The 15583-nt window shown below is 55.1% G+C and carries 26 protein-coding genes; 3 read left to right on the top strand and 23 right to left on the bottom strand.

The annotated features are described in order from the left end of the window. Positions 1-134 precede the first annotated feature (134 nt). From rpsK to rplN, 16 genes are all read right to left on the bottom strand, one after another. Positions 135-536 carry a 30S ribosomal protein S11 gene (gene rpsK, locus FJV47_RS03270; RefSeq protein WP_022874114.1) on the bottom strand — a complete coding sequence of 134 codons (402 nt, stop codon included), beginning with the start codon at positions 534-536 and terminating at the stop codon, positions 135-137. A 43-nt stretch (positions 537-579) separates the two neighbouring features. Further along, positions 580-954: a 30S ribosomal protein S13 gene (gene rpsM, locus FJV47_RS03275; protein ID WP_022874115.1), complete on the bottom strand. Its 375-nt coding sequence runs from the start codon at positions 952-954 to the stop codon at positions 580-582. A gap of 149 nt (positions 955-1103) precedes the next feature. After that, positions 1104-1217, bottom strand: coding sequence for a 50S ribosomal protein L36 (gene rpmJ, locus FJV47_RS03280; protein ID WP_071894985.1), 114 nt, complete (start codon positions 1215-1217; stop codon positions 1104-1106). A gap of 102 nt (positions 1218-1319) precedes the next feature. Beyond that, the gene (gene infA / locus FJV47_RS03285; protein WP_013349662.1) at positions 1320-1541 is read right to left on the bottom strand and encodes a translation initiation factor IF-1; all 222 of its coding nucleotides are present in this window, start codon (positions 1539-1541) and stop codon (positions 1320-1322) included. A gap of 226 nt (positions 1542-1767) precedes the next feature. After that, positions 1768-2601, bottom strand: a complete 834-nt coding sequence (map, locus tag FJV47_RS03290) for a type I methionyl aminopeptidase (RefSeq protein WP_159610098.1) — start codon at positions 2599-2601, stop codon at positions 1768-1770. A gap of 118 nt (positions 2602-2719) precedes the next feature. Continuing rightward, the gene (locus FJV47_RS03295; protein WP_159609951.1) at positions 2720-3292 is read right to left on the bottom strand and encodes an adenylate kinase; all 573 of its coding nucleotides are present in this window, start codon (positions 3290-3292) and stop codon (positions 2720-2722) included. Further along, on the bottom strand, positions 3289-4593 hold the full coding sequence (gene secY / locus FJV47_RS03300) for a preprotein translocase subunit SecY (protein ID WP_159609953.1): 1305 nt from the start codon (positions 4591-4593) through the stop codon (positions 3289-3291). The genes FJV47_RS03295 and secY overlap by 4 nt, the downstream gene beginning before the upstream one ends. A 254-nt stretch (positions 4594-4847) precedes the next feature. Beyond that, the gene (gene rplO / locus FJV47_RS03305; RefSeq protein ID WP_131088774.1) at positions 4848-5300 is read right to left on the bottom strand and encodes a 50S ribosomal protein L15; all 453 of its coding nucleotides are present in this window, start codon (positions 5298-5300) and stop codon (positions 4848-4850) included. A gap of 2 nt (positions 5301-5302) precedes the next feature. Then, entirely contained in the window at positions 5303-5509 is a 207-nt protein-coding gene (gene rpmD, locus FJV47_RS03310) for a 50S ribosomal protein L30 (protein WP_159609955.1), read from the bottom strand. A gap of 3 nt (positions 5510-5512) precedes the next feature. After that, complete coding sequence (gene rpsE, locus FJV47_RS03315) at positions 5513-6190, bottom strand: 30S ribosomal protein S5 (RefSeq protein WP_171918424.1); 678 nt, start codon at positions 6188-6190, stop codon at positions 5513-5515. A gap of 29 nt (positions 6191-6219) precedes the next feature. Further along, positions 6220-6591 carry a 50S ribosomal protein L18 gene (gene rplR / locus FJV47_RS03320; protein ID WP_159609957.1) on the bottom strand — a complete coding sequence of 124 codons (372 nt, stop codon included), beginning with the start codon at positions 6589-6591 and terminating at the stop codon, positions 6220-6222. 2 nt (positions 6592-6593) lie between these two features. After that, positions 6594-7130 (bottom strand): 50S ribosomal protein L6, encoded by a 537-nt coding sequence (gene rplF, locus FJV47_RS03325; protein ID WP_159609959.1) that lies wholly within the window; start codon positions 7128-7130, stop codon positions 6594-6596. A gap of 20 nt (positions 7131-7150) precedes the next feature. After that, positions 7151-7549 carry a 30S ribosomal protein S8 gene (gene rpsH / locus FJV47_RS03330; protein WP_013349671.1) on the bottom strand — a complete coding sequence of 133 codons (399 nt, stop codon included), beginning with the start codon at positions 7547-7549 and terminating at the stop codon, positions 7151-7153. A 57-nt stretch (positions 7550-7606) separates the two neighbouring features. Beyond that, on the bottom strand, positions 7607-8176 hold the full coding sequence (gene rplE / locus FJV47_RS03335) for a 50S ribosomal protein L5 (RefSeq protein ID WP_159609961.1): 570 nt from the start codon (positions 8174-8176) through the stop codon (positions 7607-7609). After that, positions 8176-8520, bottom strand: a complete 345-nt coding sequence (gene rplX, locus FJV47_RS03340; protein ID WP_159609963.1) for a 50S ribosomal protein L24 — start codon at positions 8518-8520, stop codon at positions 8176-8178. Before rplX ends, rplE begins: the two co-directional genes overlap by 1 nt. Positions 8521-8522: 2 nt before the next feature. Further along, positions 8523-8894, bottom strand: coding sequence for a 50S ribosomal protein L14 (gene rplN, locus FJV47_RS03345; RefSeq protein WP_013349674.1), 372 nt, complete (start codon positions 8892-8894; stop codon positions 8523-8525). A gap of 739 nt (positions 8895-9633) precedes the next feature. On the opposite strand from rplN, the gene FJV47_RS03350 reads away from it, so the two are divergent. Continuing rightward, on the top strand, positions 9634-10221 hold the full coding sequence (locus FJV47_RS03350; RefSeq protein ID WP_159609965.1) for a hypothetical protein: 588 nt from the start codon (positions 9634-9636) through the stop codon (positions 10219-10221). Beyond that, entirely contained in the window at positions 10218-10787 is a 570-nt protein-coding gene (locus FJV47_RS03355) for an OmpA family protein (RefSeq protein WP_159609967.1), read from the top strand. Before FJV47_RS03350 ends, FJV47_RS03355 begins: the two co-directional genes overlap by 4 nt. A 52-nt stretch (positions 10788-10839) precedes the next feature. Here FJV47_RS03355 and FJV47_RS03360 read toward each other — a convergent pair whose 3' ends face one another. Then, complete coding sequence (locus FJV47_RS03360; RefSeq protein ID WP_159609969.1) at positions 10840-11796, bottom strand: endonuclease/exonuclease/phosphatase family protein; 957 nt, start codon at positions 11794-11796, stop codon at positions 10840-10842. 53 nt (positions 11797-11849) lie between these two features. Continuing rightward, entirely contained in the window at positions 11850-12353 is a 504-nt protein-coding gene (locus tag FJV47_RS03365) for a glyoxalase/bleomycin resistance/extradiol dioxygenase family protein (RefSeq protein WP_159609971.1), read from the bottom strand. A 68-nt stretch (positions 12354-12421) separates the two neighbouring features. Here FJV47_RS03365 and FJV47_RS03370 point away from each other — a divergent pair, with 68 nt between their 5' ends. After that, the gene (locus FJV47_RS03370; protein WP_159609973.1) at positions 12422-13216 is read left to right on the top strand and encodes a helix-turn-helix domain-containing protein; all 795 of its coding nucleotides are present in this window, start codon (positions 12422-12424) and stop codon (positions 13214-13216) included. A gap of 193 nt (positions 13217-13409) precedes the next feature. Here FJV47_RS03370 and rpsQ read toward each other — a convergent pair whose 3' ends face one another. From rpsQ to rplV, 5 genes are read right to left on the bottom strand one after another with little or no spacing between them, the layout of a single operon-like run. Further along, the gene (rpsQ, locus tag FJV47_RS03375; RefSeq protein WP_013349679.1) at positions 13410-13697 is read right to left on the bottom strand and encodes a 30S ribosomal protein S17; all 288 of its coding nucleotides are present in this window, start codon (positions 13695-13697) and stop codon (positions 13410-13412) included. Beyond that, the gene (gene rpmC / locus FJV47_RS03380) at positions 13697-13960 is read right to left on the bottom strand and encodes a 50S ribosomal protein L29 (protein ID WP_131088783.1); all 264 of its coding nucleotides are present in this window, start codon (positions 13958-13960) and stop codon (positions 13697-13699) included. Before rpmC ends, rpsQ begins: the two co-directional genes overlap by 1 nt. Positions 13961-13962: 2 nt before the next feature. Continuing rightward, positions 13963-14379, bottom strand: coding sequence for a 50S ribosomal protein L16 (rplP, locus tag FJV47_RS03385; RefSeq protein WP_131088784.1), 417 nt, complete (start codon positions 14377-14379; stop codon positions 13963-13965). Further along, on the bottom strand, positions 14380-15162 hold the full coding sequence (gene rpsC, locus FJV47_RS03390) for a 30S ribosomal protein S3 (protein WP_159609975.1): 783 nt from the start codon (positions 15160-15162) through the stop codon (positions 14380-14382). After that, positions 15163-15525 (bottom strand): 50S ribosomal protein L22, encoded by a 363-nt coding sequence (gene rplV, locus FJV47_RS03395; RefSeq protein WP_159609977.1) that lies wholly within the window; start codon positions 15523-15525, stop codon positions 15163-15165. It abuts the gene before it with no gap. Between the last annotated feature and the right edge of the window lie 58 nt (positions 15526-15583).

Raw genomic sequence — 15583 nt, forward strand, 5'->3', positions numbered from 1 at the left:
ATGACGCCTCACGGGGGTGGAAACGACGGTAGCCAAAGGTGGCCGTTCGTCTTTTGCAGGCAATGAGTCCAAGACAGTCACCGGAGCACTTTTAGATGCTTCGGTGACTTCTTAGGCCTAGCCTAGCGAATCAATTAGACGCGGCGACGCTTTGATGGGCGGCAACCGTTGTGAGCGCTTGGGGAAACATCCTGGATGGATCCAACCTCAAGGCCAGCAGCCTGCAGCGAACGGATCGCGGTTTCGCGTCCCGAGCCTGGGCCCTTGACGAAAACGTCAACCTTGCGCATGCCGTGCTCCTGAGCGCGCTTTGCAGCAGCTTCAGCAGCCATCTGGGCAGCGTATGGGGTCGACTTACGCGAACCCTTCATGCCTACCTCGCCGGCCGAAGCCCACGAGATAACAGCACCAGTTGGATCGGTGATCGAAACAATGGTGTTGTTGAAGGTGCTCTTGATATGCGCCTGTCCCTGCGCAATATTCTTTTTGTCCTTGCGACGCGGCTTACGTACCGCTCCACGAGTCTTTGGGGGCATTTCTTCTCCTACGAAAAAAGTATTTGAGTTAGATCGCTAAGATTTAGCGAGTCTTCTTCTTACCGGCGACGGTACGCTTCGGGCCCTTACGGGTACGTGCGTTGGTCTTGGTGCGCTGACCGCGGACTGGCAGGCCCTTACGGTGACGAATACCTTCGTAGGATCCGATCTCGACCTTACGGCGAATGTCAGCCTGAACCTCACGGCGCAGGTCACCTTCTACCTTGTAAGTGCCTTCGACGAAGTCGCGCAACTGCACGAGCTGGTCATCGGTGAGATCCTTGACGCGAGTGTCCGGGTTGATCCCGGTCGCTGCGATGGTCTCTTCTGCACGGGTCTTACCCACGCCGTAGATGTAAGTCAGCGCGATGATTACGCGCTTCTCGCGTGGAATATCCACGCCTGCTAAACGAGCCAAGTGGCTACCTTTCAACGAACGGAGGTCTGGAGCAGTACCATCCGTGATCTCTCACGGCCCCGGCCTCCGAATCCGGGGGTACACCAGGACAAAATGTCCTAGCTGATACTGCCTAATTGACTACGCGTGGGAATCCCGTAAAAACGGGATTAGCCCTGACGCTGCTTGTGGCGTGGGTTCTCGCAGATCACCATGACGCGACCATTGCGGCGGATTACCTTGCACTTGTCGCAGATCGGCTTCACGCTAGGGTTAACCTTCAACGGTTTACTCCTCTATGCGGTTGCAGTTAAATGTGGAGCAGTAAAAAGCTTGTCCAAGAACAATCATTGAGCCGAAGCTCAGAAAGTTTTTGTGTCTGCGGTTTACTTGTAGCGGTAAACGATACGACCTCGGTTGAGATCGTATGGGCTCATTTCAACCTGCACTCGGTCCTCCGGGAGGATTCGAATGTAGTGCTGACGCATCTTACCCGAGATAGTGGCGAGCACTACGTGTCCATTCGGCAGCTCCACGCGGAACATCGCGTTCGGCAGTGCCTCCGAGACGGTGCCCTCTACCTGGATGACGCCTTCCTTCTTGCCCATTTTCCCCGCTAACTTTTTTTGTTGGTAATTTTCACCAACAAGTAATTGGTTCTAGTTCTCGAACGGTGATTTCAAAACATAGAGTTTTGGGCACACTTAATTCGGGAACCAACAGTCAACGATACGCTATTGCGCCGGTGAGTGCCAATCGTTCACTGACTTAAAAATGTTAGATCCAGCACGCGAGGGCTCACTCACCTGCTGGATCTATGAAACTTGGGCGCGCTTAGGCCTTGATCGGCGATGGAGTCACACCGAATGGCGCCAGCCCCGCCGCTCCCCCATCGGCAGCCGAAAGCACCCAAATGCCGCCCAGGTGGAAGGCTACGGTGTGCTCCCACTGCGAGGCGTTGGACTTATCGTTGGTGACCACGGTCCAGTCATCTTCCAGCACCGAGGTCTCGATGCCACCGCGTACCAGCATTGGCTCAATGGCTAAGGCCATGCCTGGCTTGATGCGTGGGCCGCGGTGACCGGAGTTGTAGTTCAAAACATCCGGTGCCATGTGCATGGCCGAACCGATACCGTGACCGCAGTAGTCTTCCAAGATGCCTAGCTCTGCTCCAGGCTGGCTGGTCACGTACTCGTCAATGGCTTCACCGATCTGACCGATGAAGCGAGCGTTGGCTGCGGCGGCAATGCCGGCCCACATGGCCTGCTCGGTAATGTCACTGAGGCGTTGGTCTGCTGGGTCGATGTTCTTCCCGATCAGTACGGTACGAGCCGAGTCCGAGTGCCAGCCATCAACAATGGCGCCACCATCAATCTTGAGCACGTCGCCATCTTTGAGCTCATAGTCCGAAGGAAAGCCGTGGACTACTTCGTGGTTTACCGAGGCGCAGATGTTCGCTGGGAAGCCGTGGTAACCAAGGAAGTTACTGGTGGCGTTGTTGCGCTCTAGCACCTTGCCGAAGACCTGGTTGATTGCTTCGGTGGTTACTCCGGGACGGGCCATCGCAACGGCTTCGTCCAACGCTTCTGCCAGGACCAGTCCTGCCTGACGCATCTTCAAGATTTCAGAGTTGGATTTGTACTCGATACGAGGCTGTCCGAAAGCCAATGTCATTCCCCTAGCTAAAAAGTTATGTGTGCGTTGTTTTGCTAAAAACTGCGCAGGGACCGCGCTGCAACGTTCCTTCGTTGCTGCACGATCCCTGCGCCGTGTACTACCAAGTGCCTTAGGCGTTGACGTTCAACGCTGCCAATACACGCTCGGTCACTTCTTCGATGGCACCTAGGCCATTTACCTTGCGCACGATGCCGCGTTCCTCGTAGCGCTCTACGACAACACGAGTTTCTTCGTTGTACAGGCTCAAGCGGTGACGGATGACCTCTTCGGTGTCGTCCTTGCGGCCTTCGATTTCTGCACGCTTGAGCAAACGAGCTACCAGCTCATCGTCATCGGCGGTCAGCTGCAGGACAGCGTCCAGGGCAACGCCCTTATTGGCCAGCATGGCATCCAGTGCATCAACCTGAGCGGAGGTGCGTGGGTAACCGTCGAGCAGGAAGCCCTTGGCTACGTCGTCCTGGTTCAGGCGATCTTCAACCATATTGTTGGTTACTGAATCAGGTACAAAGTCACCGTTGTCAATGTACTTGCTTGCTTCGATACCCAGCGGGGTGCCGCCCTTGACGTTGGCACGGAAGATGTCGCCGGTGGAGATGGCAACGATTTCCAAACGCTCGGAGATCTTTACGGCCTGGGTGCCTTTGCCGGCACCTGGAGGTCCAATAATTAGCAGTCGACTCATCGCAGTAGCCCTTCATAGTTTCGTTGCTGCATTTGAGCATTGATTTGTTTGACGGTTTCCAATCCCACACCAACCATAATGAGGATCGATGTTCCGCCAAATGGGAAGCTCTGATCTGCGTTGAACAGCACGAAGGCAATCAGTGGGATCAACGCGACGAACGCGAGGTACAGCGCGCCCGGCAAGGTAATTCGAGAAATCACGTACTGCAGGTATTCGGCGGTTGGCTTACCAGCGCGAATGCCTGGGATGAATCCGCCGTACTGCTTCATGTTGTCCGAGACCTCAACTGGGTTGAAGGTAATGGCAACGTAGAAGTAGGAGAAGCCGATGATCATCAACGTGTAGACCGCCATGTAGTACGGCGATGAAGTTGAGGAGTGCTCCTGGAGCCACATGGCCCACTGAGGCAGCGTTCCGTCATCGTTCTGATTGAACTGCACCAGCATCTGTGGCAGGGCCAAGATGGAGCTAGCGAAGATCACTGGGATCACGTTGGCCATGTTCAGCTTCAGCGGGATGTAGGTGGAGGTACCGCCTACGGTGCGTCGGCCCACGGTGCGCTTAGCGTACTGGACCGGGATGCGACGCTGGGACTGCTCCACGAAGACTACGAGAGCCACGATGAGCATGCCGACCAGCAGCACGCCGATGAATGGCATGACGCCCTGTGCCTGCAGAATCGAGCCCATAGCTGATGGGAAGCCTGAAGCAATGGAGACGAAGATCAGGATGGACATTCCGTTACCGATACCGCGTTCGGTGATCAATTCGCCCATCCACATGATCAGGCTGGTGCCTGCGGTGAGGGTGATGATCATCAGCAGGATCACGATTAGTGAGTCCTCTGGGACAAGCGGTAGCGAGCAGCTTGGGAACAGACTGCCGGTACGGGCCAGGGTCACCAGTGTGGTTCCCTGCAACAACGCCAAAGCGATGGTGAGGTAACGGGTGTACTGGGTCAGCTTGGCTTGGCCGGCTTGGCCTTCCTTATGCAGAGTCTCGAAGTGTGGGATCACCACACGCAGCAACTGGGTAATGATGGACGCCGTAATGTACGGCATGATTCCCATTGCAAAGATGGAGACCTGCAACAGGGCGCCGCCACTGAACAGGTTCACGAACGAATAAAGTCCACCGGTGGTTTCACCCATTGCCAGACACTGCTGAACGTTGCTGTAATCAATTCCCGGAGCGGGAATGAATACACCGACACGATAGATCGCGATGATCCCAAGCGTGAACAGCAACTTGTTGCGCAGATCAGGCGTCCGAAAAACTCGGGCTATGGCGCTGAACAAGCGTCCTCCTGAAGTATGTGCTTGAGCCTAGGAAGAGATACTTCCTATGACCTAACGATTCTAGCGGTGAACAGTACTATCCTGCCAAATACGCCACACGAATTAGACGCAAATGTGTATCGATAGAAATGTTAACGACCAGATCAGCCAAGCATTGCTAGTATTCTATGAAAGTTTCTCGCCGATAGCAGAATGGTCCCGGTTCACGTTGATAACTCAACGTGAACCGGGACCATTCAAAGGCTAACCCTGAATTAGAGGGTTTCTGCCGAGCCGCCAGCAGCAGCGATCTTCTCGGAAGCAGAAGTCGAGAAGGCGTCAACCTTCACGTCAACCTTAACCGTGATGTCGCCGGTGCCCAGGACCTTTACAGGCTGGTTCTTGCGAACAGCGCCCTTGGCAACAAGTGCCTCTACGGTAACTTCGCCGCCTTCTGGGAACAGTTCCGAGATCTTGTCCAGGTTTACAACCTGGAACTCGACGCGGAATGGGTTCTTGAAGCCACGCAGCTTTGGCAGACGCATGTGCAGCGGAAGCTGTCCACCTGCGAAGCCTGCCTTCACCTGGTAACGAGCCTTGGTACCCTTGGTACCGCGACCAGCGGTCTTACCCTTAGAACCTTCACCACGACCAACGCGGGTCTTGGCAGTCTTTGCACCCTCAGCTGGGCGCAGGTGGTGAATCTTTAGTGCTTTTTCTTCAGCCATCTCTACTTCGCCTCCTCAACCTTCAACAGGTGTGGGACCTTGTTGACCATACCAACAGTCACAGGGTCAGCGGAGCGGACAACGGTCTGTCCGATGCGCTTCAGGCCTAGCGAACGAACTACGTCGCGCTGGGACTGGTTACCACCGATGATGGACTTGATCTGGGTGATTTCCAGCTGGGCGTCGCTTACTGCAATGTTCTTAGCCATTGATTAAGCACCTGCCTTCTGGGACTGGATGTGACGCAGCATTGCTGCTGGTGCAACCTCGTCCAGCGGAAGACCGCGGCGAGCTGCAACAGCTGCTGGCTCTTCAAGAGCCTTCAGTGCAGCAATGGTGCCCTGAACGATGTTGATCTGGTTGCTAGAACCCATCGACTTCGACAGGATGTCGTGGATGCCTGCGCACTCCAACACGGCGCGCACTGGACCACCGGCGATAACACCGGTACCAGGAGCAGCTGGACGAAGCATGACGACGCCAGCGGCGGCCTCACCCTTGACCAGGTGTGGAATGGTGGTGCCAACGCGTGGAACGCGGAAGAAGGACTTCTTAGCCTCTTCAACGCCCTTAGCGATAGCTGCAGGAACTTCCTTGGCCTTACCGTAGCCAACGCCTACCAGACCGTTACCGTCACCAACAACGACAAGTGCGGTGAAGCTGAAGCGACGACCACCCTTGACGACCTTGGATACGCGGTTGATAGCTACAACGCGCTCAAGGAACTTGTCCTTGTCTTCGTTGCGGTTATCCTTCTGGTCACGGCCACGGCCGCGGCCTTCGCCACGTCCACGACCTTCTCCACGTCCGCGGCCTTCGCCACGACGGGATCCAGCGTTCTCGGTAGCGGGAGCCGATGCAGTCTCGACTGCTTCAGTAGCTTCAGACACCTGAGTTTCCTTCTTGTTAGTTGCTTCGCTCACAGTGCCAGCCCACCTTCACGTGCGCCGTCAGCAACAGCAGCCACGCGACCGTGGTACTTGTTGCCGCCGCGGTCGAAGACAACTGCTTCGATGCCAGCAGCCTTGGCGCGCTCTGCAACGAGCTCACCAACGCGCTTAGCCTTTGCGGACTTGTCAGCATCGCTGTTGCGAAGATCTGCTTCCATGGTCGAAGCGCTGGCCAGGGTTAGACCCTGGGAATCGTCGACAATCTGTACGAAGATGTGACGAGCCGAGCGGTTGACAACCAGGCGTGGACGAACGGTGGTACCAGTGATGTGCTTGCGCAAACGCTGGTGACGACGACCGCGCTGAGCGGACTTGCTCTTGCCCTTGATTCCGATAGCCATAATTACTTACCAGCCTTTCCGACCTTGCGGCGGATGATCTCGCCAGCGTAACGAATACCCTTGCCCTTGTAAGGCTCGGTCTTACGCAGCTTGCGGATGTTGGCAGCAACTTCACCGACGTGCTGCTTATCAATACCAGCAATGGTGATCTTGTTGTTGCCCTCTACCGAGTAGGTAACACCCTCAACGGCTGCAACCTTGACTGGGTGCGAGTAACCTAGAGCAAGCTCCAGGTCAGCGCCCTTGGCCTGTACGCGGTAACCGGTACCGTGGATTTCGAGCTTCTTCTCGTAACCCTCGGTAACACCGATGATCATGTTGTTGATCAGGGTGCGGGTCAGACCGTGCAACGAACGAGACTCGCGTGAGTCGTTCGGGCGGCTGACGGTAACAGTGTTCTCGTCCTTGGCAACGGTGATAGGAGCCGAAACGGTGATCGAAAGTTCACCCTTTGGTCCCTTGACGGCGACCTGCTGGCCATCGACATTCAGTTCAACGTTGGCAGGAACGGTGATCGGAAGACGTCCAATACGTGACATTGTATGTTTCTCCCTTTCCGTTACCAGACGTAGGCGAGGACTTCCCCACCCACGCCCTTCTTTGCAGCCTGACGGTCAGTAAGCAGACCGGAGGAGGTGGACAGGATAGCGATACCAAGACCACCGAGCACGTGAGGCAAGTTGGTGGACTTTGCGTAAACGCGAAGACCTGGCTTGGAGATACGACGTACGCCAGCGATTGAACGCTCACGCGATGGGCCGTACTTCAAAGTGATGGTCAGAGTCTTGCCGACTTCTGCTGCAACTTCCTCGAACGAGGCAATGTAGCCCTGTTCCTTCAGGATGTTAGCAATGCGTACTTTTAGCTTGCTCGATGGCATCGACACGGTGTCGTGGTATGCCGAGTTAGCGTTACGCAGACGAGTCAGCATATCTGCGACTGGATCTGTCATAGACATGTGGGCTTCAGCCCTTCCTCGTTACGGTTTCCTTAGCGGACCTGTAACGTAGTGAGATTAGTTGTTGGTCCTGAATGGGAAGCCCAGAGCCTTAAGCAAGGCACGGCCTTCGTCATCAGTCTTGGCGGTGGTCACCACAGTGATGTCCATACCGCGCACGCGATCGATCTTGTCCTGATCGATTTCATGGAACATCGACTGTTCGGTCAGACCGAAAGTGTAGTTACCATTGCCATCGAACTGACGGTCGCTCAAGCCGCGGAAGTCGCGGATACGAGGAAGTGCCAGGGTGATCAAGCGATCAACGAATTCCCACATGCGATCGTTACGCAGCGTGGTGTGCGTACCAATTGGCATGCCTTCGCGCAGCTTGAACTGTGCGATGGACTTGCGGGCACGGGTGATCACTGGCTTCTGACCGGTAATTGCGGTCAGGTCGCGAACGGCGCCTTCAATGAGCTTCGAGTCCTTGGCAGCTTCGCCGACACCCATGTTAACTACAACCTTGGTCAGGGATGGTACCTGCATTGGGTTTGCGTAGTTGAACTGCTCCTGCATTGCAGGGCGGATCTCGTCGTTGTACTTAGCCTTCAGACGTGGCTGGATCTTGGTGGCTGCTTCAGTCATTACAGATCCTTTCCGGAAGCCTTGGCGAAACGAACGCGTACAGTCTTGGACACGCCGTTCTTTTCTACGGTTTCCTCGCGGAAGCCGACGCGGGTTGGCTTCTTGGTTTCTGGGTCAACCACTGCAACGTTAGAAACGTGCACTGGAGCCTCAACAACCTCGATGCCGCCAGTGGTCGAACCGGATTCGGTCTGACCAGCCTTGGTGTGCTTGGTGACGCGGTTTACGCCTTCAACCAGCACGCGGTTGGACTCGGTGATAACCTTCAGGACTTTGCCCTGCAGGCCACGATCCTTGCCTGAGATGACCTGAACCAGGTCACCCTTCTTGATCTTTGCGCCCATGGTTACAGCACCTCCGGAGCCAGGGAAACGATCTTCATGAACTTCTTGTCACGAAGCTCACGACCCACTGGGCCGAAAATACGAGTTCCACGAGGATCGGCTGCGTCACCCTTAAGGATGACAGCTGCGTTCTCGTCGAACTTGATGTAGGAACCATCTGCACGACGGATTTCCTTCTTAGTGCGAACGACGACTGCCTTTACGACGTCGCCCTTCTTCACGTTGCCGCCAGGAATTGCATCCTTGACGGTAGCGACAATGGTGTCGCCAATGCTTGCGTAGCGACGCTTCGAGCCACCAAGAACACGAATGGTAAGGATTTCCTTAGCACCGGTGTTATCGGCAACCTTAAGTCGCGACTCCTGCTGAATCACTTCTTACTCCTGTCGTCTCGCTGGTTCTCTTATAAACGAGCCTTGCGGAACGGATATGGTCTCCACGATACGTATCGCTTACCCCCACCGACGCGGGCGCACCGAATGCTGATCCCAATTGGCGGCAGGGCCGAGGCGTAAAATATCGAGGCCGTGCTTGTGCGACTAAACTGATTTAGACCGCACTGCATCGGGCCGAAGGTGGATAGTCCTCAAACGCGATGCGCACAGGTTTTCAAGTCTAACGCAGATTGGCGCCAAACCGAAATGGTGTGGTATGCGAAATTCAGGCGTTGTTCGTCACATGTATTGCCCTGAACTTTCCCGAATTTTCGGCTCAGCAGCCAAACTACGTGGAGGCGAACTGCCCGTCACCGACTCGGCAAAGTTATTGCAACAAGGGAATGCGTCCACGGTATGACCCATGGGCCAGAAAACTCTTCTTATTGCCATCTCCTCTTCTAGGAGGACTGACAGCAACTCGACGTAGCTCCCAAGATCTTAGACGGCTCGATTACCCTAGCCATCACCTGAAATTGGGGGTCTTGCCTCAGCCCAGTCACGCACAGTAGGCAACGCGCACAGATGAGTCCACATCGCTTTTGACGACAAAAAGAATCCGCCTCAAGTCACGTTATGGTCATTGATTGGATTTTAGGGCAGGATTGTCTTTCACCTAGCTCGGAAGTTTCAGTTGCTTGATGAGTCGATGGCTATCCAACGATTTTCGGAGTTCAGCATGCAACGTTCTTTAGTTCTCTGCGCAACTGGGATTCTCGCATTGACCGTTCTCACCGGCTGCAATGCGAGCAGCACAGATTCCCCATCGAACGAACCTACAGCAGATAACGCCACCGCAAGTTCCGCATCCCAATCCTCGACCGAACAAACACAAACATCACAGGCCCCTGTTGATACCTCCGACGTCATTGCGACGAACGAATTTGTCGTCCCCGGGCACAAGAACGACAAAGTGAAGGTTGGCATTCAGTCCCTGAAGGTCGAGGGGAAAACGATGATTCTCCAATACGTCCTTACCCCCGACTTCTCGTCTGAAAGCGACTCCGCAAAGATCTCCATCTACGACATGTTTGGGGACTTACCGCCGCGTACGACCCTAGTTGACCGAGAAAATCTCAAAGAGTACACGGTAATTTCTGATGTAGGGCGTAGTTGGGCAGCAGATGCAGTTCATTCGCAGACCACCAATCATGAACCCATCATTTGGTGGGGCGTTTATGCTGCTCCAGAAGATAACAATGACTCTTTTGACGTTCGCGTGATTGATTCGATGGCCGAGTTTGCTGATGTGCCGGTGACACGATGAAAACTTACGGCGTTCGACGTATAGGAGTTGGACTGCTGATAGTTTTGCTTGGCTGTCCGATTTCTGCAGCTCAAGCATCGGGCACCGCTGCCCAAGAATTACCGGATCCCTCTAGCGAACTAATTGCAGAATCCGTGATCACCTGGGATCCGGCCAAAAGCGTCAGGACATGGGACTTATCTGATTCCATCAAAAGCGTTGAGCAGGTGGAGGAAGCAGACGGCGAAACGACCATCACCTTGGCGACGGACATCCTTTTCACTCCGGATAGTTCCAAGCTTCCAACCTCGGCAAGCAACAAAATCGAGTCTTTGCTGTCCAAGATTCCCAAAGGCGCAGAGGTAAAAGTCAACGGTCACACTGATTCAGTTCACGGCGCAAAAGACAACAAGAAGCTCTCGTCGGACCGGGCTGAGGCCGTTGCCGCCGTACTTAAGAAAGCACGGTCCGACCTAAAAACAACGGTCAAGGGATTAGCCGACACCCAACCAGCGGTTCGAGAAGACCCCAAAGACCTGTCGACTTATGCTGCAAATCGCCGAGTCGAAATCATTTACGCCGGCTAGCTAATCTCTTGTCGCTGGGTAGTGGGCTCTGGACAAAGCCTCCTAGCGGTGGCTACTTGTTTGGCACACCGAGTTTCACCGTGAGCGCGAGATGATCAGATCCATCGATCTTGACCGTGTGTTGCCCAAGTGGAGCGAGCCCACGGGTTAACACATGGTCAATCCCAACGACCGGGGGCAGGGTTCCTCCGGTGGGCCATGTCGGCACCGGGAACCACGACGTTTCGGGTTCCATGCTGGAGGCAAGTTGACGAAATTGTGGATGCGTCCGGGTCGAGTTGTAGTCCCCCGCCAGAATCATCGGCATATCATTATGCTGATCAGCCCACTGCTGCAATGCCGATAATCCGCTGCGCCACCGCTGAGCATCATCCAATGGCGGATAAAGGTGAACTCCCACAACGCGGATGGGTCCGTCGGGTGCCTGTACTTCAACGACGGGTAGGCCATACCATTCAGTCATTTCTGGACCGAGAGCATCTGCTCGCTGACTAAGCGGATAACGAGAAAAGATCACCGTATCAGCCTCACCACCGGTTGGCACCGGTGCACTCCGGTAATCCAAAGCATCTAATGCTCCCTCGGCGGCCAAACGTTGGTGCAAAGGTTCGCTGGTCTCGACAAGCACTAGAACATCTGGATTAGTCATCTTGATGCTCTGCGCTAATTGCTTCGAATCGGCGCCTGCTTTCAGCGCGTTAAAGGAGAAGACAGAAATTTCAGAAGTATGCGCTCCTGTTTCTTGTCTCCAGGGCGCTGCCACGTTGGGTAGCACGCCGAGGATGAGGGTGAGCATGATGAGAATTGCCATAAACCATCTTCGCCTGAACGAAGCGAGCAACACAGCCACAACAACGCCGATCAGCATCCATGGTTGAAACGCTTGCAGACGCGGAGTCCAACCAGCAGCTGACCAAGATATGTAAGGCATCAAGCCAACAGCGCCGCAGAGCAAAATAAGAATCGCCCACGTCCACCCAAAATGTGGCTGTGGGCGATTTTTCGTCATGATCTCAGCTTAGTTCAGCGACGAGGGATCATCGCTGACTTCGCTGACAGCTCCTACTGCTGTGCAGCCCAGTCCGCGACTCGTCGTGCGCTTTCTTCTTCGCTTAGATCTTCAACTCTGCTCATGATGGACCACCTCACCCCGTAAGGATCAATGATGGAGGCGAATCTGTCCCCGGAAACAAAATTCGTGACTGGTTCTCTCACGGTGGCGCCTTTCTCGATTGCCTTAGCCAGCACCGAATCAACGTCTTCGCAGTACAGTCCCAGAGAGTAGCAAGCATTTGGCGCTACGGGCGGTGGCACCAAGCCGTACTCCGGGCTGGGTTCACCTATTTGCAGGTGACCTTGGCCGAAATCCAATTCCGCATGTACGACAACGCCAGCCATTGTCGTGGCATCAATGATTCGTGCTCCGAACGCATCTTTGTAAAACTCCAATGCCTGCGCCGCATTAGTTATGGCTAGGAACGGCGTCAATGAGGTGACACCTTTGGGAACACCAGCGTTGGTGTAGTTTCCGGTGACACCACGCACCGATTCGTTGTTGTTTTGCATGTCTAAAGACTAAGATCCTGTGCCATGCTGGGGCTTGTAAATTTGCGACGATTTCAAGGAGCCGCCGTATGGCTGATGTCCACGACGGTCGAGGTGTTTTGTATCCGGCTCGTTTGCCGGAGTTTCAGCGCATCTTGCCTCCCGAACATTTACAGCAGCACGTCAGCTGGTTCTGGATCTCGCGCTGGGAAATTGCCCCGGGCAGGGTCTCGCGGCAGCAACTACTGCCCTTCCCGTTGATGAATCTTGTCGTTCAGATTGAGGGCGTGACAATCTCCGGTCCAAGCAGTGGCGCCTCGCATAGGGATCTGCACGGTACGGGCTGGGCTGTTGCCGTCTTGCTTCGTCCCGCGAGTGCACCTTTTGTCGCTTCCCTTGCCGGAACTACTCCTGCGCAGTTATTGGACCGGGAAGTGGTCTTGGCAGCGGTGAACCTTCACAAGGGCATTAAGGAAGAACATGCCAACACGACTGCCTTGCCGCTTAATGAACGTTGTGCCGATCAGTTGACTTCATGGCTAACGCAGTGCCTTCCACCGATCACGGATTCGGGAGTGCTGGCCAACAAATTCTTGGAATACGTTTCGACGCATCGAGAAGCCTCGCGCGTTGATCAAGTCGCTAAGGAATTGAATCTCACCGTACGCAGCTTACAACGCCTGTCCCTCAAATACTTGGGGGTCTCTCCCCTTGTAGTCATCCGGCGCTACCGATTGCAAGAAGCTGCCCTACATATGCGAGAGCACCCTGATTCATCGCTCGCTGGCTTGGCTGCAGACCTTGGATACACAGACCAGGCTCACCTGTCCACGGACTTCCGTAAGGTTCTGGGCTATTCCCCCAGCGACTATCGAAACAGCTAGTGCCCTGCACAAAGGCCGGCGCCCATCAAGACGTTCCCCGGGCATTGATAGATCAGTCCCGTTCCAGAATCAATTCCAAAGTCCAATGTCACGGCGCTGGGCTTTGCATTTAACGCAGAAATGCCCCGAACTCTTCTTTCGAAAAGTTCGGGGCATTCTTCAATCACGAGATCCGTGAAATCGTTGCGAAAGCTTACTTAGCCTTCTCTACGATCTCAACTAGACGCCAGCGCTTGTCAGCAGACAGCGGGCGGGTCTCAGCGATAACAACCAAGTCGCCGATGCCGGCTTCGTTGTTCTCATCGTGAGCCTTGACGTTCTTGTTGCGACGCATAACCTTGCCGTAAAGGGCGTGCTTTACACGGTCCTCAACGTCAACGACGATGGTCTTCTGCATCTTGTCGGAAACCACGTAACCACGGAGGGTCTTGCGGTCGTTACGCTCGGTAGCGTTATCCACACCGTTCTCCTTCTCGCTCATTACTTGGATTCCTTCTTGGTTTCTTCAACCGGAACAACGACATCCTGACGAATGCCCAGCTCGCGCTCGCGCAGCACAGTGTAAATGCGGGCGATATCGCGCTTGATAGCCTTCAGGTTTGCGTTGCTCTCTAGCTGGCCGGTAGCCGACTGGAAACGCAGGTTGAACAGTTCTGCCTTGGCCTTCTTCAATTCCTCGTTCAAACGAGCGGAATCGAAGCCGTCCAGGGACTCAATGCTAAGGTCTTTAGAACCGAGAGACATCCCTATTCACCACCTTCACGACGCACGATGCGTGCCTTCATTGGTAGCTTGTGGATTGCAAGACGCAATGCCTCTTTAGCTACCTCTTCACTGACGCCACCGAGTTCAAACATGACTCGTCCTGGCTTTACGTTGGCGACCCACCACTCAGGTGAACCCTTACCGGAACCCATACGGGTTTCAGCAGGCTTCTTGGTCAAGGGACGGTCAGGGTAGATGTTGATCCACACCTTACCGCCACGCTTGATGTAACGGGTCATAGCGATACGAGCGGCTTCGATCTGACGGTTAGTCACGTAAGCCGGGGTCAACGCCTGGATGCCGTACTCACCGAACGATACGGTGGTACCGCCCTTGGCAGCACCCGAACGCTTTGGGTGGTGCTGCTTACGGAACTTGACTCGACGTGGGATAAGCATTTAAGCCTCTCCTCCTTCCGCAGCACCAGCTGCAGCGCCCTTACGGTCGTTACGACGACGGCGTTCGCCGCCACGTGGACGATCGTTTCCTCCGCGACCGCCACGAGCTGGAGCAGCAGCAGCCTGCTGTGCAGCCAGTTCCTTAGCGGTAACGTCACCCTTGTAGATCCAAACCTTTACGCCGATACGGCCGAAGGTGGTCTTAGCTTCGAACTTGCCGAAGTCGATGTTCGCACGCAGGGTGTGCAGTGGCACACGACCTTCACGGTAGAACTCCTTGCGGGACATTTCTGCACCGCCAAGACGACCGGAGCACTGAACGCGGATACCCTTGGCACCAGCGCGCATTGCCGACTGCATTGCCTTCTTCATCGCACGGCGGAAAGCCACGCGGGAAGCAAGCTGCTCGGCGATGCCCTGGGCGACCAACTGGGCCTCCATGTCAGGGTTCTTGACCTCGAGGATGTTCAGCTGAACCTGCTTCTTGGTGAGCTTTTCCAGCTCGCCACGAATACGGTCAGCTTCTGCACCACGGCGACCGATTACGATACCTGGACGTGCGGTGTGGATATCCACACGAACACGGTCACGGGTGCGTTCGATCTCTACGCGGGCGATACCTGCACGGTCCATACCCTTGGACAGCAGTGCACGGATCTGTACGTCTTCTTTTACGTAGTCCGCGTAACGCTGACCTGGCTTGCTGGAATCAGCGAACCAGTGCGAGACGTGGTCAGTGGTGATGCCGAGACGGAAACCGTTCGGATTTACCTTCTGTCCCATTTAGTTCTCCCCACCCTTCTGGGTTGAAACAACCACAGTCACGTGGCTGGTGCGCTTCTTGATCTGGAATGCGCGACCCTGTGCACGCGGCTGGAACCGCTTCATGGTCGGACCCTCGTCAACAAACGCTTCGCTGATAAACAGCTCGTCCTCATTGAATGCTTCACCTGCGCGGTCCGCGGCGGCACGGGCGTTAGCCACTGCCGATGCGACAACCTTGTATACCGGCTCCGAAGCTGCCTGTGGGGCAAACTTCAAGATGGCCAGTGCTTCGTTGGTCTGCAGACCACGAACAAGGTTGACGACGCGCCGGGCCTTCATAGGCGTTACGCGGATGTGACGCGCAATTGCCTTGGCTTCCATTGCTATCCTTCTCTCGTCTATCGAAGAAGTGCTAAGCGATACTAGTACCCTCGCGGGG

Origin of the sequence: Glutamicibacter sp. JC586 (assembly GCF_009805585.1) — a bacterium.
GTDB lineage: Bacteria > Actinomycetota > Actinomycetes > Actinomycetales > Micrococcaceae > Glutamicibacter.